The sequence below is a fragment of the Deinococcus sp. YIM 134068 genome, assembly GCF_036543075.1.
Classification (GTDB): Bacteria; Deinococcota; Deinococci; order Deinococcales; family Deinococcaceae; genus Deinococcus; species Deinococcus lichenicola.
Genome location: NZ_JAZHPF010000004.1, coordinates 135,883 through 152,190 on the forward strand (window position 1 = coordinate 135,883; position 16,308 = coordinate 152,190).

Sequence of the window (16,308 nt, forward strand, 5' to 3'; positions counted from 1 at the left end):
TTGGGAGAAATCGGGGGAGTGTGGTGCCGAGTCGTCACGTGGCCCCCTCACCCCGGCCCTCTGCTCCGCAGCTCTCCGAGTCACCCACGAGGGAAGAGGGAGAAAAGAAGCGGAGGCTTCTGCTCTTTTAGCTCCTCCCCCTTGAGGGGGGAGGCCGGGTGGGGGTGAAGCGGGCCTGGCCACCCAGAGAACGCACCCTCCCCTTCCATCTCACCGACCGAACAGCAGCAGCCCCAGCCGCTTCCCCAGCAGCAACCGCCCGATCACGGCGGGGATCAGCAGGGCGATCAGGCCGTAAGCCAGCACGGTCAGCGCCAGTTGGACGGGCGTGCCGTCCGGGGCCGACGCCCGCTCGAGCGCCTGAAGGACCGCCGGGTGCATCAGGTAGATCGGGAGGCTGACCGTGCCCAGCGTCGCCACGACCCGCTTGAACGCCTGCGGCCCGCGCTCCAGCCGGTAGGCGAGACCCAGCAGCGCGGGGGCCACCAGCCCGGTGTAGGTCCAGCTCAGGCCGCTGTACACGACGGGCGTGACGGGCGTGCCCCGCACGTAGGCGAGGGCGACGGGCAGATAGACCGCGTACACGACCACCAGCAGCGGCAGCAGCACGGCCCTCCTGCGCCGCCACCACGCCTGAAACTCGTCCAGCCGCGCGCCGACGGCCAGCCCCAGGCTGATCGGCAGGGCGTACCACAGCACCGTACTCGCCGGGAAGGGCAGCCTCAGCACCTCGCGGTTGAGCAGGTACAGCCCCAGTTGGACGACCAGCCCGAGGATCAGCGCCGCCGTGATGCTCGGCTTGCGCCGCGCCAGGGGCAGCAGCAGCGGCAGCACGAGGTACACCTCCAGCGCCACGAGCAGGAAGTACAGGTGATAGCTCGCCTTGCCGTACAGCAGCCAGTCGTGCCAGCGGTCGGGGTCGGTCAGGGTCTCGGGTGCCCGCTGGCCCGTCCAGACGTACCACAGGGCGTACAACGCGCTCCACAGCAGGTAGGGCCAGCCGCCGCGCGTCAGCCGCCGCCAGAAGTAGCGCCCCGGCTCGAAGTGGCGCAGCAGGCTGCGGGTCAGCACCACCGCCGACAGGAAGACGAAGGCGGGCACCGCGAAATGCAGCGTCCGGTTGAGGATGAGCAGCAGGTCGTGGGTGGTCGAGCCGACCTCCGCGTGCCGCAGCGCCATGCCCGTGGCGTGGTGGCCCACCACCTCCAGAATGGTCAGCCCCCGGAAGGTGTCGATGGCCGTCAGGCGCGGCCCGGCAGCCTCGCGCGTGGCCGGGGCGGGCGGGGCAGGGGAGGAGACGGAGGCGTCGGACATGCGGGTATTCACTCTAGCGGGGTTGGGCGGGGGGAATGGGGAGGTTGTCCCGCCCGCGCGTGAGGGTCGGCGTCCCCTGTCCTGGCCTGTCCTCCCTCTCAAGCTGGAACAAGGCGTGTCGTCCCCTCTCCCTCTGGGGTGACTCACAAGTTAGCCCCGCGCCCGCACCTCGAAGCCCGCCGCGCCCAGAATCTGCCCGGCCCGGCGCACGTCCTCGGGACTCTCCAGCCCCAGGCGAATCGCGCCCCCCTCCTCGCGGATGGCAAGGACCTCAATGTCCTTGATGTTCACGCCCGCCGCCCCGAGCGTCTGCGTCACCGCGCCGATCTGGTTCGGGCGGTCGGGCACGGCGACGACGAGATCGTGCTTGGGCGGAAGCAGGCTGCGCCTCACCACGGGCAGGCTGTCGCGGGTGCGCTTGCCCTCGCGGGCGGCGTCCAGCAACTCCTCCGGGGCGTCGAGGTCGGCCTCCAGCCGCTCCAGTTGGGTGCGGAAGCGGGCGAGGGCCTCACGCAGCGCCGCCCGGTTCTCCACCACCATGTCGCGGCTCATGCGGGGGTCGCCGCTCGCCACCCGCGTCAGGTCGCGGAAGCCGCCCGCCGCGAGGAGGCTCAGCCGCTCGTCCCGCGCGACCATGTGCGTCAGCGCGAGGCTGGCGAGGTACGGCAGGTGGCTCACCGTCGCCACGAGCGCGTCATGGGCGTCCGGCGGCATCACGACCGGGGCCGCGCCGAGGTGTTCCACGAGCGTCCGCGCCTGGCTCAGCGCGGTCAGCGGCGTGTGGTCGGTGGGCGTCAGCACCCACACAGCGTTCTCCAGCAGCCCGGCGCGGGCGTGCGTGACCCCGCCGCGCTCGCTGCCCGCCATCGGGTGCCCCGGCACGAAGTTCCGCACCCCCAGCGCCTCCAGCTCGGCGGCGATCCCGGCCTTCACGCTCCCCACGTCCGTCACCAGCGCCCCCCGCGAGAGCCAGGGCGACAGCTCCCGCGCCAGCGGGGCCAGCGCCCGCATCGGCGCGGCGAGGACCACGAGGTCGGCCTCCCTCAGCCACTCGCCCGGCCCGGCGCGCACCTCGTCCACCACACCCAGCGCCTCGGCCTCGCGCAGCACCTCCATGCTGGCATCCAGCCCGATCACCCGCCGCGCCAGAAAGCGCTGCCGCAGCCCCAGCGCCACGCTCCCGCCGATCAGCCCCACGCCCGCCACGACCGCCGTGCCGAAGAGGGGAGCGGGCGTCACGGGCGCGGCGTCGGCGGCGTCGGTCATGGGGGGGAGGCTAGCACGCGGTCCGGCCCCCACCCTGGCAGTGGGACCGACATTATCGCGGCCCTCCGCTCCCCTGCGGCCCGGCTTTCTTAAAGGCCCGCCTAGATGCCTTTGTAAGAACCCTGTTAGGAAGATGAGTTTTTCACTTCATCTTTCTACATCCCTTGCTAATTTTCGTGCAAGGCAGAAAAGCGGCCCGCCGAGCGTCTCGGGTCGGTTCCGTCGCCAAATCCACGTCGCCCACATCTCACGTCTTACTCATGATCTGCGCCCCACGTTCGCCGTGAGGTGTCAGGAGGTCCTGTCGCCATGACCACCTTTCTTTCCCCCGCCACAGAGTTGCAGGACAAGCTCACCCGCCGCACGGCCAAAATCGCTGTCCTGGGGCTGGGCTACGTGGGAACGCCCCTCGCCGTCCACCTGGCGCAGAGCGGCTTTTCCGTCACGGGTTTCGATCCGCACGAGGGCAAGGTCCACACCGTCAACGGCGGCAGGAGTCCGGTGCAGGACGTGCTGGACGAGGACGTTTACCAGCTCGTCGAGGCGGAGCGGCTGGGTGCCACCTCGGACGCGCGGCAGCTCGCGGGGCACGACGTTTTCATCCTGTGCGTGCCCACGCCGCTGGACGAGTGCAAACAGCCCGACGTGAGCTACATCGAGCGGGCGGCGGCGGTGGTGGTCGAGCACCTGCGCCCCGGCGGCCTCGTCGTGCTGGAGAGCACCACGTACCCCGGCACCACCGACGAACTCCTCGTGCCCATTCTGGAGCGCGGCGGGCTGATCGCGGAGGTGGACTTCTTCGTGGCCTTCAGCCCCGAGCGGGTGGACCCCGGCAACGCCCGGTTCAACACGGGCAACATCCCCAAGCTCGTCGGCGGCGTCGGCGCAAACAGCACGTTGCTTGCCACGCAGCTCTACCGCAGCTTCCTCGCGCAGGTCTTCCCGGTGAGCAGCGCCCGCGTCGCCGAGATGGCGAAGCTCCACGAGAACACCTTCCGGGCCATCAACATCGGCTACGTCAACGAGCTGGCCGTGGTGTGCCACACCCTCGGCATCGACGTGTGGGAGGTCGTGGACGCCGCCGCCACCAAGCCCTTCGGCTTCATGCCCTTCTATCCGGGGCCGGGCATCGGCGGCCACTGCATCCCGCTCGACCCGCACTACCTGGCGTGGCGTGCCCGCAAGGAAGGCTTCGTCACGCGCTTCATCAACCTCGCCGATGAGGTCAACAGCGCCATGCCGGGCTACGTCGTCTCGCGCCTGATGGCCCTGCTCAACGACCACAAGCGTGCCCTGCGCGGCAGCCGCGTCCTCGTGCTGGGTGTCACCTACAAGCCCGACGTGGACGACGCCCGCGAGAGTCCCGCCATGCACGTCATTCACGAGCTGGAGCGTCACGGTGCCGAGGTCAGGTTCGTGGACCCCTTCGTCCGCGAACTCCCGCAGGACCACGGCCCGCGCGCCCACGCCACCGCCGCCACGCTGTGCGACGAGACCTTCGCCTGGACCGACGTGGCCGTGATCCTGACCAACCACAGCAGCTTCGACTGGGCCGACATCAGCGCCCGCGTGCCGCTGCTCTTCGACACCCGTGGCGCGACTCGGGGGATTGGAAATGACGGAACCCTCCTATGACCATCACAAGGAATAAAGCGGCATCCCGTGTCAAGTTTAAGGGACAGCCTCATACATTCCTGGCACCTCTCTTGGCAATAAGTGTTTTGTTTGTTGTATACCTTTTCTTGAAGATCAACTTCGTAATTCATGTCGAGTCGAATTTGGAAAGGGCGTTGGCTCTCATCTGGGCGTACCCGGTGTGTGCCTCCTTCGTCCTGTTTTTTACCTCGGTAGTCCGTGAGGACTCAACTAAAATGACCGTAGATGCGCCTAGTGTGTCTATAATCATTTGTTGCTTCAATGAGGGCGAGGGGATTAGAAGAACTATTGTCAGTTGCATTAATCAAGGTTATAAAAACTTGGATAAGATTGTTGTAATAGATGATGGCAGCACCGATGATATAACGAGAAAAATCCTTCGTGAAGTAGAGGAGGAGTGTGGGAGCCTAGTCGAAGTGGTGTATAAGGAGAAAAATCAGGGTAAGCGTCACGGAATGTATGATGGTTATCTGAAGTCTGCCTCTAAGTACATCATTTTCGTTGACAGTGATACTATCTTGGGAGACAATTTTATAAATTGGATGGTTACATCAATGTCTGGGGCAAACGTTGGCGGTGCAGTTGCAAATATTAAAATCTCCTCGCCGGATTCAATGATCATTAAGCTCCAGAAAGCGATGTATGCTCGCGGGATCAATTTTCAACGTCGCGCGGAATCGGCTATCGGTGCTGTAAGCTGCCTCTCCGGCTGTGGTGCCATCTACCGTCGCGATGCGCTCGATCAGGTCATGGATGGATGGCCCACGGAGTCCTTTTGGGGAAAGCCCGTCGGCTTTGGGGACGACCGCTCTCTCACTAACCGAATCCTCCTCAAGGGCTATCGTACCGTTTACCAGCCTAAAGCGACCGTCTATACCGATGCTCCTGAAAGCTTCAGGAAGCTGATGAAGCAGCAGATTCGTTGGAAGAAGGGCTGGCTAATCAATTCTCTCAAGGTGGTCCTGCCTTTCTTGAAACGTCGTCCATTTGTTGCCTTAATTCTACAGATTCCCTATATAGTGTCGGCTCTTGTGACGCCTGTCATTGTTCTGCATGTTGCTTACGCGAGCTTGATTGATGGTGTATGGCCGACCTACTGGATTCTCTCGATGTTACTGCTCACCTTGAGCATGTATTTGTGTACCAAGATAGGTTTGACAGATCAGGAGACAAAGGAAGCCACATTCCTCGATTTCTTCTCCTCGGCTGTCTTTACTATTGGCATCCTTAGCATGTTGATCGTGCCTGCTGTGGCTTCCATTCAGAAGCGCGGTTGGGGAACCCGCTGATGTTCCGCCCCCTGCTGGTGTGTCTGGCGCTCGGTGGAGTCGCCTCGGCTGTGACCTTCTTCGGTCCCGGAGTGGGCACGCTCGGACAGGTCATCGCCACGGGCGAGGCGGGAGACACGGGGTCGGCCCGGTTCTCCCAGGAGTTCGCCGTTCCGCTGCCCAACTGGAAACCGAACGCCTTTCAGCGGTGGTGGGTGTCCCGCTCGAACGGAGTCCTGACGCTGGTCAACCCGCGCATCTCCTGGAGTTGCCCACGCGGCAAGGGACGCGGTGCCGTGATTTCCTCCCCGAGTTCGGTGCGGCTGGAGGCCGTGACGTTGGGGGCTGGTGCCTTCAGAACACCGATTGCCGACACGAACCTGACGTGGGACAGCTACGTCTTGCAGAGTCCTGACCTCTCCATTCCGGTGAGCGGTGCTCAGGTCCTGCGGATTCTGGATGAGGCGGGGCCGGTGGTGCTCAAGGCACACCTGCGGCTGCCCGGCCCGGTGGATGCCTGGATCGGCTGCACGCCGAAGCTGCACGCGAAAACGCTCCTGAAGCAGTAGTTCAAAAAGGCGTCAATCGGGGGCCGTGTGCCCGCCCTGCGCCCCACGTTTATCTGCGGTCTGGTGACAGTTTCGTCCGGTGAAGGACGCCTGCCCCCGCGCGCTGAGAGGTCTCACATGCAACGACAACGCTTCCTCGGTTTTCTTCCCCTGCTGCTCGCCTGGTCCGGGCTGGCGGAGGCGCAGATTCAGTTTCAGCTTCCGGCCAATTACCTGTCGCGCTTCAGCGCCGTGACGGTGGCGACGGGCGGCTCCGACGAGGGCTTCGGCGTGCGCGGCGTGCCCCTGCCGTTCAAGGAGACGGTGCGCTTCAATCTGGTGCGGCATACGCACTACTGGGAATACGTGCTGAGCGCCCGCGTCAAGGACACGACCTTCCTGCTGGGGCGTGTGGACGACGGCGAGGCTTCCAGGACGGGCGTGCTGCGGGCGGAGGTCAACCACGATCCCTTCGCGGGCTGGCAGTGGGGGGCGCTGTGGCAGGAGGGCGACAACCTCTCGAAGGTATCGGCGGGCTACGCCTGGGCCGCCGAGCAAAACCGCGTGCGCCTCGCCGTGCAGGGGGGGTACGGGAGGCAGGGCGAGGTGGAGGCCCCCTACGCCGTTCTGGACGCCCGGCTGTCCGACAACGCGACCCTGCCGAACAAGCTGGGCCGGGCCAACCTGACCGTCTCCACGCGCAGCCTGCTCGCGCCGACGCTGGGGGAGGTGCAGAGCAGCCTCGACGTGAGCGGAAGCCTGACCCTGACGCCGAAGGGGGGCTTCAGCGTCACGGGTCGGCATCTGGAACGCTTCGTGCTGGGAGAGGCGGTCTTCGCGGACCTCGACCTCGACCGCTACAACGTCACGTCGCTGAGCGCGGTCTACCGCCTGCCCGCCACGCCCCAGGGGCCGGGAGTCGTCGGGGCCGTGGGGGGCCTGGTCCAGCGCGAGTGGGTGGACGAGTACACGACGGTGCGCGGCGACCTGCTGTTCAACGTCCCCGGCGTGCCCTTCATGATCGGCCCGCGCGTCGGCTACCGCTGGGGACCGACCCAGGCGCAAAATTCCTGGGTTTTTTCCATCGCCACGCTGGGCAAGTGACGCCCGGCGGGGAGGGGAGAAGGTCAAAGGCAGAAGGCAGGAGACGCCCGTTGTTGGCCTCCTGCCTTCTGCCTTTTGCTTGCTGCGACGTTCACAGAAACTCTCCTCGTTCGTCACCCACGCGGGAGGACGCTGACCCGGCCCTTTCCTACCCCTCACGCTTCTTCCTCGCCCGGTACGTCAGCAACTCGGCGTACATCCGCGTGCGGAAGCCCACGCCCTTCCAGAAGCCGCGTTTCTTCTCCTTGAGGACCTGACGCAGTTGCGGAAGTTCCACATAGCCCCAGCGTGCCCCGGTCGCCTTGAGGTGGTCGGTGATGGGCGGCTCGGGCCAGCGTTCGTCCCCCAGACGCGGCACGCCGAGGAGCCACGCCCGGCGGCACGCCCGCTGCCCGCTGAGGTGCGGGGTGAGCTTGTTGCCCCAGTCGGTCACGAAACCGCCGCCCTCGAATACGCCGATGGACATGTCGAGTTCACCGTCCAGCACGGGCCGCAGCAGCACCTCCAGATGCCCCCGCGTCAGGCCCATCAGGTCGGCGTCGAGCATGACGACGACCTCGGCGTCCGTCGCCTCCAGCGCGGCCTTGAGCGCCGGACCCTTGCCCGCGTTCTCGGCCAGTTCCACCACCCGTGCGCCCGCCTCCCGCGCCGCCCTCGCCGTATCGTCGCTGCTGCCGTCGCTGGCGACCACCACCTCGGGCGTGAGTTCCCGCGCGACCCGCACCACGCCCGCGACCGTCTCCGCCTCGTTGTACGCGGGGATGACGACGGCCACGCGCGAATAGGGGTACTGCATCGGGGATATGGTAAGGGTTTTGGGGGTCAGGGGTTGGGCGCAAGGGGGAAGTGTGGCCCCATCAGCAGAATGAAGTCTGCCGTTGGTGTGCGCTCATGGGGCTTCCGGCGGAGTCGCCTATGCTGGTCCTGACCGACCGGACAGTCCGCCAGCCTTTTCTGGAGTTTTTGGAGGTCCCCATGGAATATCAAGGCACCCGGCGCATTCAGGCCACGCCCGACGAGGTGTTCGCGTTCGTCTCGGACGTGCGGAACCTTCCCAAGTATCTGCCGACCACCAAGAGCGCCGAGCCGCAGGACGGCGAGCGGGTCGAGGTCGAGGGTGAGGCGCAGGGCCACGCCTACCATGCCGACGGCCACTTCCGGCAGGATGCGGAGGGCCACCGTTTGGAGTGGGGCAGCGACGGCGAGATCAACTACTCCGGCACGCTGGAAGTGAAACCCGACGGCGACAGCGGGTCCGAGGTGACGGTCAAACTCCGCTTCGATCCGGACCCCCAGAGCGCTCCCAACAAGGACATGCCCGGCCCCGCCCCCTCCGACAGCCAGATTCAGGAGGGCATCGACAAGGCGCTGGAGTCCATCCAGAATTTCGTCGAGGGCCGGGGCGGCAAGGTGGAACCGAGCGCGGCAACTTGAATGGCCAGCGACCAGCGGCCAGCCGCCAGCCCACCACCCATTCGTAATCACAAAACAGGGGACCCGCCGTGACAGGTAGGTCCCCCTGTTGTTGCTGATCGCTGACGGCTGAAAGCTGACCCCTCTAAAAAAACCTGCTCACATCCCGCACCACCACGAACACCATCAAGAGCATCACGAACGCGAAGCCCGCCACGTTGATCGCCTGCTCCTGCGCCAGCGTGAGGGGGCGGCCCCGCAGCGAGCCGATGAGGACGAGGAGGATGCGTCCGCCGTCCAGCCCCGGAATCGGCAGGAGGTTGAAAAAGGCGAGCGACAGGTTGAGCAGGATGGCGACCTGCACGAGCGCCCACGGGCTGAGCGCGGCGGCGCGGCTCACGATCTCCGCCGTGCCGATGGGTCCCGAGACGTTCTCGTCCCGCGAGAGGTCCAGCGTGAAGAAGCGGGCGAACAGGCCTCCGAAGGCGCGCAGAAGCTGGGGCACCGCCTCACCCGTCGTCTGGATGGAGGTAACGAAGGCGACGGGCACGCTGGCGGGTCGCACGCCGGGACCGTACTCGATGCCGAGACGTTGGCGCTCGCCGTTCACGGTGGCCCGCCAGTCGAAGGCGACCTCCCGCGCCGTCCCGTCCCGCTCCACGGTGAACGCCTTGCGCCCGCTCGTGGCGAGGGCGTCCCGAATGCTCTCCCAGCCGGGACGTGTCTGCCCACTGACCGTCACCGTCTCGGGAATGTCCCGGTTGTCGATGGCCGTGATCACGTCCCCGTCGCGTAATCCCAATGCCTGAGCACGTGAGTTCGGAATTATGCCCCGGATGTGTACCTCGTCCAACGCCGGGACCCCCTGCGCGCTGAAGGTGAGGGTCAACAACCCGACCGCCAGCACGAGGTTCGTCAGCGGCCCGGCGAGCAGCACGGCCACCTTGCCCCACGCGGGCAGCGCCGCGAAGCCCCGCGTGGGCTGGCGGTACACGCCGCCCGGCCCCTCCTCCGGGGCCATGCCGTCGATCTCCACGTACCCGCCGATGGGCAGCAGCGAGAGCCGCCATTCCGTCCCGCGCCAGGGCCGTTTGAACAGGATCGGTCCCATCCCCACGCTGAAGGACTTCACGGGCACCCCCTGCCAGCGTGCGAGCGCGTAGTGGGCGAGTTCGTGCAGGAAGGTCGCCACGCCGATGATGAGGAGCGTCCACAGCAGCCCCACCGGGGTCAACGCCGCCGCGATGCTTTGCAGGACGTTCACGCCCGCACCCCCGTCCGCACGAGTTCGCCCGCCCTGGCCCGCGCCCACGCCTCCGTCTCCGCCAGCGTCTCCCAGGTCAGCGTCCCGGTGGGTGTCTCGTCCATGACCCGCTCGACCAGTCGTGGAATGTCGGTGAAGCCGATACGCCTCGCCAGGAAGGCCGCCACCGCCACCTCGTCCGCCGCGTTGAGCGCCGTGGGCAGCAGGCCGCCCGCCTCGCCCGCCCGGTACGCGAGGCCGAGGCAGGGGAAGCGGGCCGCGTCCGGCTCCCGGAACTCCCAGTTGCCCCGCAGCGGCCAGCCGAGGTGCCCGGCGACCTCCGGCCCGCGCCGCGCACCCCGCACGTCCCCCGGCCTCGTCATCCCCGTCGGGGCCGCGTCAATGGCGTAGGCGATGGCGAGGCGCATGTCGGTCGGCCCGAACTGCCCCTTGAGGCTGCCGTCCCGGAAGCGGACCGCCGCGTGCAGGGCGCTCTGCGGGTGGACGACCACGCCCACTTGCGAGAGCGGCAGCCCGTAGAGCGCGGCGCACTCCATCACCTCCAGCCCCTTGTTCATCAGCGTGGCGGAATCAATCGTGATCTTCGGCCCCATGCTCCACGACGGGTGCCTCAGCGCCTGCTCGGGCGTCACGCCGGAGAGGTCCGCCGGGCCGTCGCGGAAGGGGCCGCCGCTCGCCGTGAGGAGGAGTTCGGCCACGTCCGCCATGTCCTCGCCCGTGAGGCATTGGTAGACGCCCGTATGCTCGGAGTCCACGGGCACCAGCCGCCCGCCGCCGAGGGCCGCCGCCCCCCAAATGAGGTCCGCCGCCGTGACCATCGCCTCTTTCGTCGCCAGCGCGACCGCCCGGCCCGCCTCCAGCGCCGCGCGGGTGGGGGAGAGACCCAGCAGCCCGCTCATCGCGTTCACCACCACGTCTGCCGGAAGGGAGGCGACCTCGGCGGGGTCGGCGATGACGCGAATATTGGGGAAGCGTCCCCGCGCCTCCGCGAACGCCTCCTCCGCCACGCTGACGACCTCGGGCCGGAACTCGCGCACCTGTGCCTCCAGCAGATCGAGGTTGCGCCCCGCCGCGAGTGCGCCGACCGTCCAGCCGCGCTCCCGCGCCACGCCCAGCGCCTGCGTGCCGATACTGCCCGTACTGCCCAGAACCGTGAGCTTCATTGGGAGACAGGATGGCGCATGGGGAGGGCGCTGTCAGTGGTGAGTGGTCCGTTGTCAGTGGGAGCAGGCGAAAGATGCGAAGGCCCCGGCGAGTGCTGGGGCCTCTTTCTCCACTTCCCACCGACCACTTCCCACTTACCTCGGGAACACGTTGATGTTCAGGAACAGGTACGTCGCCGGAACCGCGAAGAGCAGGCTGTCCAGTCGGTCCAGAAAGCCGCCGTGTCCCGGCAGGCTGCTGCCGCTGTCCTTCGTGTGCAGCGCCCGCTTGAGCAGGCTCTCCGCGAGGTCGCCGAGCTGGGAGGCCCCCGCGACGAGGACGGAGTAGAGCAGGGCGTCCAGCGGCGACCAGATTTGCGTGAGCTGGGTCATTACGAGGACCGTCACGAAGGAGAAGGCGAGGCCGCCGACCGCCCCCTCCACCGTCTTGCCGGGGCTGACCTCCGGCGCGAGCTTGCGCCGCCCGAAGAAGTGCCCGCCGAAGTACCCTCCGATGTCCGCCGCGAAGGTGGCGAGCAGCGGCAGCGCGAAGTACAGCAGGCCGTCCCCCGCGTCCGGGCTGTAGCGCAGCAGCAGGAAGTACCCCAGCAGCCACGGGACGTACAGCAATCCGAACAGCGAATAGACGATGCGCTCCAGCGGGCGCTCGCCGGGCCGCATGACCTCCATCACGAGGAAGTAGCCCACCGCCACCGTCAGCACCGCCTCGCGCCACGAACCGCCCGGCCACGGTGTCTGCGGCCACATGGGCAGGCTCGCCACGATCAGCGCCGTCCCGAACACCCCCAGCGACGCCCGACGCACGTCGATGTCGTTGCGGTCGAGCATCCGGATGTACTCGTACAGCCCCATCACCGACAGGAACAGCAGCAGGGGCAGCAGCGTCACCCACCCGAACCACACCAGCACGCTGATGAGCGTGAAGCCCACCACCGAGGTGAGGACGCGGGTGCTCAGGGATTCCATGACCGCCTGCGGCGTGTGGCGTATGGCGTGTCGCCCGTGGCTTGTAGAGGAGCGGCCCTCTTCTTCCATAAGCCACAGGCCACAGGCCACACGCTCAAACAACGAGGGATGTGCAGCAGGTCGCCTGTGGCTTGTAGAGGAGTGGCCCTCTCTTCCCACAAGCCACAGGCCACAGGCCACAAGCTCACACGTGCGGCGGCAAGCCTCACCCGAGGATGTCCTGCTCCTTCTTGGCGAAGGTGTCGTCCACCCGCCGGATGTACTCGTCGGTGAGTTTCTGCACCTCGGCCTCCCCGCGCTTGATCTCGTCGTCGCCGACGCCCTCCAGCTTCTTCACCTCGTCGAGCGCGTGCTTGCGGAGGTTGCGGATGGCGATGCGGGCGTCTTCCGCGTAGTTCTTGGCGTTCTTCACGAGGTCCCGTCTCCGCTCTTCCGTGAGCATGGGCAGGCTGATGAAGATGGTGTCGCCCTTGTTGTTGGGGTTCAGGCCCAGATCGCTGTCGCGGATGGCCCGCTCAATGGGGTTTAAGGCCCCCCGGTCCCACGGCGTGATGACGAGCGTGCGCGCGTCGGGCGTGGTGATGCTCGCCACCTGATCGATGGGCATGGTGGAGCCGTAATACTCGACCGTCACCTTCTTGAGGATGCCGGGGTTGGCGCGGCCCGTGCGGAGGACGCCGAGGTTACTTTCCAGCGCCTCGATGGCCTTGCCCATGCGCTCGCGCGTGTCCGCGTTGATGGCCTTCATGTCCGCCATAGGAGTCTCCTTTGGTCTGCCCGCACTGAGAACAGGCGCGGGAACGAGAACGGGAATCGAGCCGATTGTAGCCCGGACGAAAAAACGGGGGCCGCCCGCCTCAAGTCTCGATCAACGTGCCCACCCGCTCGCCCGCGAGGAGGCGGCGCAGGTTGCCCTCCCCGAACAGGTCGAAGACCACGATGGGCAGCCCCTTGTCCATGCACAGGGTCAGCGCGGTCGCGTCCATGACCTCCAGGCGGCGGTCCACGACCTCCTGGTGGGTGAGGTGGTCGAGGCGCACGGCGTCCGGGTTCTTGCGCGGGTCAGAGTCGTACACGCCGTCCACCTTGTTCTTCGCCATCAGCACCACGTCCGCCCCGATCTCCAGCGCGCGCAGGGTCGAGGTCGTGTCCGTGGTGAAAAAGGGCGCGCCGTTCCCGCCCCCGAAGATGACGACGCGGCCCTTTTCGAGGTGGCGGATGGCGCGGCGGCGGATGTACGGCTCGGCGACGGCGTGCATCTGGATGGCGCTCATGACGCGGGTGGGCTGGCCTGCCGTCTCCATCGCGTCTTGCAGGGCCATCGCGTTCATCACGGTGCCCAGCATCCCGATGTAGTCGGCGGTGGCGGGGTCCATGCCCACGCCGTTGCGCGCCCCGCGCCACAGGTTGCCGCCGCCGATCACCACGGCGAGTTCCACGCCGGTGCCGTCCAGCGCCCCCGTGATCAGGCGCGCGAGTTGCGCCGTCGTGTCGGGGCTGATGCCGAAACCGGACTCACCCGCGAGAAATTCACCGGAAAGTTTGAGCAGGACACGTTTGAACACAGTTCACCTCGGGCAAGGAGTCGGGCGGGAAGAAGCCGGCGGTCCACGGGGGGAGCCGCCGGCAGGGGAGAGCGGCCCAAGAAGAGGGGCGGCTGAGTATGTCGCCGCCCCCCGTCTTCACTCGTTACGCGCCGATCTCGAAGCGCACAAAGCGTTTCACGCTCGCGCCGCCCAGATACCCCTTCACCGTCACGCTGTTGTCCTTCACGAAGCGTTGCTCGGGCAGCACCTTCTCCTCGTAGAACTTGCCGATCTGCCCGGAGACGATCTTCTCGACGATCTGCTGCGGCTTGCCCTCGTTCAAGGCCTTATTCGTCAGAATCTCGCGCTCCTTCTCGATGTCGCCGCTGTTCACCTCGTCGCGCGTGAGGTACTGCGGGCGCTCGGCGGCGACGTGCAGGGCCACGTCCTTCGCCTGCGCCTCGCTGCCGCCCGTGAGGTCCACGAGGACGCCGATCTTGCCGTTGGAGTGGACGTACCCGGCCAGCGTCTCGCCCTCACCTGCCTCGATAAAGGCCACGCGGTTCAGGACGAGGTTCTCCCCGATCTTGCCCGCCGCCGCCGCGACCGCGACGCCCACGGTGTCGCCGCCGTCCATCGTGAAGGTGCGGAACTCCTCCACGTCGTTCGTGCCCGCCTTCAATGCGGCCTGGGCCAGCTCCCCCACGAGCGCCTGGAAGTCGGCGTTGCGCGCCACGAAGTCGGTCTCGCTGTTCACCTCGACGATGGCGGCCCGGTTGCCCTCCACGACGAAGCGCACCAGCCCCTCCTTCGCCTCGCGGTCGGCCTTCTTGGCAGCCTTCACGATGCCGCGCTCACGCAGCAGGGCAACCGCCTTGTCCTCGTCGTTGCCCGCGTCGCTGAGGGCCTTTTTCACGTCCATCATGCCCGCGCCGGTCAGCTCGCGCAGCTTCTTGATCGATTCCATCATGGTGCGTACCTCCTGAATCTTGGATTGGTGGTTGAAACGGGGGGCGGACCGAACCGCGCCGGACGCCCCCGAGTGTGCGAGGTGGGGGCTTAGGAGCGGCCCTGCGTGCTCGTGAGCTGCGAGGTGTCGCCCTGGGCGTCCTCTTCCGCCGCGTCGATGTCGGCAGTCTCCGCCTCGACGCGGGCACCCGAAACGTCCTCCCCGCCGCCACGCGCCTCCACCATGAGGTCGCCGACGCGGTGGGTGATGAGCTGGATCGAGCGGATCGCGTCGTCGTTGCCGGGCACGATGTAGTCGATCACGTCCGGGTCGGAGTCGGTGTCGGCCAGCGCGATCACGGGAATCCCGAGCTTGTTCGCCTCCTGCACGGCGATGACTTCCTTCGTGGGGTCCACCACGAAGATCGCGTCGGGCAGGCGGGTCATCTTGCGGATGCCGCCCACGAAGCGCAGCAGCCGCTCACGCTCGGCGCTCAGCTCGACGCGCTCGGCCTTCGGGCGGTCGTTGATGCGGCCCGTCTCGAACATGTCGTCCAGTTCGTTCAGGCGGTCGATGCGCGTCCGCATGGTGCGGAAGTTGGTGAGCATCCCGCCCAGCCAGCGGCTCGTCACGAAGGGCATGCCGGTGCGGCGGGCCTCCAGCTCCACGATCTCCTGGGCCTGCTTCTTCGTGCCGACGAAGAGGATCACGCCGCCGCGCTCGGAGAGGTCTTTGATGTAGTCGAACGAGCGGTCGATCTGCTTGAGGGTCTTTTGCAGGTCGATGATGAAGATGCCGTTGCGCTCGGCGAAGATGAACCGCTTGAACTTGGGGTTCCAGCGCTTGGTCTCGTGCCCGAAGTGGACGCCCGCTTCGAGAAGCTGCTTCATGGAAATGTACGACACGGTAGCTCCTGAACGTTGGTCGGGAAAAAGTTTGCCGTCCTCGCGCCAGCCGCCTTGCTGCTCGTCTCGGCCAGGCCCACGCGCGACGTTCCAGCGCACGCGGGCAGGGGTCACGGGGGCACCCAAACGGGGAGTATAGCAGAGGGTCAAAGGTCCAGTTCCGCCAGGGCGAGTTGAGCGACCGCTAACACAGGCCCGGCCTCGTCGTCCCTGCCGCCTTCCAGCCACCACGCCGCCGACAATCCAGCGTAGGCGAGGACCCATTGCAAGAGGCGCTCGCGGTCTAGCCCCGCCGCTTCCGCCACGATGTACGACTGACGAGCGAGCCGTCCGGGCCGGAGGGCCGTGGGAAGGTCCGGGTTACAGAAGATGTTGGCGTAGTCGAAGCCGCGCTCGCCGAGCAGCCGTTTGGGATCAATTGCCAGCCAGCCGCGCTCCCCGCCGTCGAGGACGTTCTCGTGGTGGAGGTCGCCGTGCAGCACGCCCACCTCTTGCGGCGTGGCGAGCAGGGCGCGTGCGGCCCTGGCGGAGTCGAGCAGAATGCCGCCGTACTGCCTGGAGGCGGGTTCGAGGGCGCGAAACCACGTCTTCAGCGGCACGAGGTCGGGCAGGGGCCGGGAACGCGGGGCGTGGAGGCAGGCGGCAACTGCACACAGGACGCGCGAAGCTTCGTCATCCTGCCCCGCTTCCACCATCCCCACGAGAGAACGTGATCCCGTGAGGCGTTCGAGCAGGAGAGCGCCCGTCTCCTCGTCGTGTGCTAAAACGCGCGCCGCTCCCTCACCGTTCCACCACAGCATCAGCCCACCGCCGAAGCGTTCCTCGTCCTCTCGTGGGAGCTTGAGCATGGCTGCCTGATCCCCGAACCGCACCGGAAGGAGGTCGCTGCTGTGGGTGTGAACGGGTTCTCCATCTGGCACGAGCTTCCAGCGGCGGAGGTAGGGGCTGAAGGGCACGCCCCCAGTC

At 67.0% G+C, this 16,308-nt stretch carries 16 protein-coding genes; 5 read left to right on the top strand and 11 right to left on the bottom strand.

Features of this window, described 5'->3' with window-relative positions; all coding sequences use genetic code 11:
* Positions 1-210 precede the first annotated feature (210 nt).
* Both V3W47_RS06280 and V3W47_RS06285 read right to left on the bottom strand, forming a co-directional pair.
* On the bottom strand, positions 211-1,314 hold the full coding sequence (locus V3W47_RS06280) for an acyltransferase (protein ID WP_331824333.1): 1,104 nt from the start codon (positions 1,312-1,314) through the stop codon (positions 211-213).
* A 150-nt stretch (positions 1,315-1,464) separates the two neighbouring features.
* Positions 1,465-2,580, bottom strand: a complete 1,116-nt coding sequence (locus tag V3W47_RS06285; protein ID WP_331824334.1) for a prephenate dehydrogenase/arogenate dehydrogenase family protein — start codon at positions 2,578-2,580, stop codon at positions 1,465-1,467.
* A gap of 309 nt (positions 2,581-2,889) precedes the next feature.
* Between V3W47_RS06285 and V3W47_RS06290 the strand changes: the two genes are divergently transcribed.
* The 4 genes from V3W47_RS06290 (at position 2,890) to V3W47_RS06305 (ending at position 7,156) form a co-directional block, all read left to right on the top strand.
* Positions 2,890-4,215: a nucleotide sugar dehydrogenase gene (locus V3W47_RS06290; protein ID WP_331824335.1), complete on the top strand. Its 1,326-nt coding sequence runs from the start codon at positions 2,890-2,892 to the stop codon at positions 4,213-4,215.
* 107 nt (positions 4,216-4,322) lie between these two features.
* Positions 4,323-5,525: a glycosyltransferase family 2 protein gene (locus tag V3W47_RS06295; RefSeq protein WP_331824336.1), complete on the top strand. Its 1,203-nt coding sequence runs from the start codon at positions 4,323-4,325 to the stop codon at positions 5,523-5,525.
* Positions 5,525-6,073 (top strand): hypothetical protein, encoded by a 549-nt coding sequence (locus V3W47_RS06300; protein ID WP_331824337.1) that lies wholly within the window; start codon positions 5,525-5,527, stop codon positions 6,071-6,073. Before V3W47_RS06295 ends, V3W47_RS06300 begins: the two co-directional genes overlap by 1 nt.
* Positions 6,074-6,190: 117 nt before the next feature.
* Positions 6,191-7,156 (top strand): hypothetical protein, encoded by a 966-nt coding sequence (locus tag V3W47_RS06305; RefSeq protein ID WP_331824338.1) that lies wholly within the window; start codon positions 6,191-6,193, stop codon positions 7,154-7,156.
* Positions 7,157-7,304: 148 nt separating this feature from the next.
* Here V3W47_RS06305 and V3W47_RS06310 read toward each other — a convergent pair whose 3' ends face one another.
* Positions 7,305-7,952: a glycosyltransferase family 2 protein gene (locus tag V3W47_RS06310; protein ID WP_331824339.1), complete on the bottom strand. Its 648-nt coding sequence runs from the start codon at positions 7,950-7,952 to the stop codon at positions 7,305-7,307.
* Between the two features lie 179 nt (positions 7,953-8,131).
* Here V3W47_RS06310 and V3W47_RS06315 point away from each other — a divergent pair, with 179 nt between their 5' ends.
* Positions 8,132-8,590, top strand: coding sequence for an SRPBCC family protein (locus V3W47_RS06315; protein WP_331824340.1), 459 nt, complete (start codon positions 8,132-8,134; stop codon positions 8,588-8,590).
* A 124-nt stretch (positions 8,591-8,714) separates the two neighbouring features.
* On the opposite strand, the gene V3W47_RS06320 is transcribed toward V3W47_RS06315, so the two are convergent.
* The 8 genes from V3W47_RS06320 to V3W47_RS06355 all read right to left on the bottom strand — a co-directional run bounded on the left by V3W47_RS06320 (position 8,715) and on the right by V3W47_RS06355 (position 16,298).
* A complete protein-coding gene (locus tag V3W47_RS06320; RefSeq protein WP_331824341.1) occupies positions 8,715-9,833 on the bottom strand; it encodes a M50 family metallopeptidase in 1,119 nt (372 codons plus the stop codon).
* On the bottom strand, positions 9,830-10,996 hold the full coding sequence (dxr, locus tag V3W47_RS06325; RefSeq protein ID WP_331824342.1) for a 1-deoxy-D-xylulose-5-phosphate reductoisomerase: 1,167 nt from the start codon (positions 10,994-10,996) through the stop codon (positions 9,830-9,832). Before dxr ends, V3W47_RS06320 begins: the two co-directional genes overlap by 4 nt.
* 135 nt (positions 10,997-11,131) lie before the next feature.
* Positions 11,132-11,962 (bottom strand): phosphatidate cytidylyltransferase, encoded by an 831-nt coding sequence (locus V3W47_RS06330; protein ID WP_331824343.1) that lies wholly within the window; start codon positions 11,960-11,962, stop codon positions 11,132-11,134.
* Between the two features lie 205 nt (positions 11,963-12,167).
* Positions 12,168-12,719 (bottom strand): ribosome recycling factor, encoded by a 552-nt coding sequence (frr, locus tag V3W47_RS06335; protein ID WP_331824344.1) that lies wholly within the window; start codon positions 12,717-12,719, stop codon positions 12,168-12,170.
* A 100-nt stretch (positions 12,720-12,819) separates the two neighbouring features.
* Positions 12,820-13,527 (bottom strand): UMP kinase, encoded by a 708-nt coding sequence (gene pyrH, locus V3W47_RS06340; RefSeq protein ID WP_331824345.1) that lies wholly within the window; start codon positions 13,525-13,527, stop codon positions 12,820-12,822.
* A 124-nt stretch (positions 13,528-13,651) separates the two neighbouring features.
* Positions 13,652-14,458, bottom strand: a complete 807-nt coding sequence (gene tsf / locus V3W47_RS06345; protein WP_331824346.1) for a translation elongation factor Ts — start codon at positions 14,456-14,458, stop codon at positions 13,652-13,654.
* A gap of 89 nt (positions 14,459-14,547) precedes the next feature.
* Entirely contained in the window at positions 14,548-15,342 is a 795-nt protein-coding gene (gene rpsB / locus V3W47_RS06350) for a 30S ribosomal protein S2 (RefSeq protein ID WP_331824453.1), read from the bottom strand.
* A 146-nt stretch (positions 15,343-15,488) separates the two neighbouring features.
* Complete coding sequence (locus V3W47_RS06355; protein WP_331824347.1) at positions 15,489-16,298, bottom strand: aminoglycoside phosphotransferase family protein; 810 nt, start codon at positions 16,296-16,298, stop codon at positions 15,489-15,491.
* Positions 16,299-16,308: the final 10 nt, after the last annotated feature.

What these genes read in the sequence shown, in the direction of transcription:
- V3W47_RS06300 (WP_331824337.1), top strand. Translation starts at nt 5,525, where the DNA reads ATGTTCCGCCCCCTGCTGGTGTGTCTGGCGCTCGGTGGAGTCGCCTCG.
- V3W47_RS06315 (WP_331824340.1), top strand. Translation starts at nt 8,132, where the DNA reads ATGGAATATCAAGGCACCCGGCGCATTCAGGCCACGCCCGACGAGGTG.
- V3W47_RS06310 (WP_331824339.1), bottom strand. Translation starts at nt 7,952, where the DNA reads ATGCAGTACCCCTATTCGCGCGTGGCCGTCGTCATCCCCGCGTACAAC.
- frr (WP_331824344.1), bottom strand. Translation starts at nt 12,719, where the DNA reads ATGGCGGACATGAAGGCCATCAACGCGGACACGCGCGAGCGCATGGGC.
- V3W47_RS06290 (WP_331824335.1), top strand. Translation starts at nt 2,890, where the DNA reads ATGACCACCTTTCTTTCCCCCGCCACAGAGTTGCAGGACAAGCTCACC.
- tsf (WP_331824346.1), bottom strand. Translation starts at nt 14,458, where the DNA reads ATGATGGAATCGATCAAGAAGCTGCGCGAGCTGACCGGCGCGGGCATG.
- V3W47_RS06280 (WP_331824333.1), bottom strand. Translation starts at nt 1,314, where the DNA reads ATGTCCGACGCCTCCGTCTCCTCCCCTGCCCCGCCCGCCCCGGCCACG.
- V3W47_RS06285 (WP_331824334.1), bottom strand. Translation starts at nt 2,580, where the DNA reads ATGACCGACGCCGCCGACGCCGCGCCCGTGACGCCCGCTCCCCTCTTC.
- V3W47_RS06305 (WP_331824338.1), top strand. Translation starts at nt 6,191, where the DNA reads ATGCAACGACAACGCTTCCTCGGTTTTCTTCCCCTGCTGCTCGCCTGG.
- V3W47_RS06330 (WP_331824343.1), bottom strand. Translation starts at nt 11,962, where the DNA reads ATGGAATCCCTGAGCACCCGCGTCCTCACCTCGGTGGTGGGCTTCACG.
- dxr (WP_331824342.1), bottom strand. Translation starts at nt 10,996, where the DNA reads ATGAAGCTCACGGTTCTGGGCAGTACGGGCAGTATCGGCACGCAGGCG.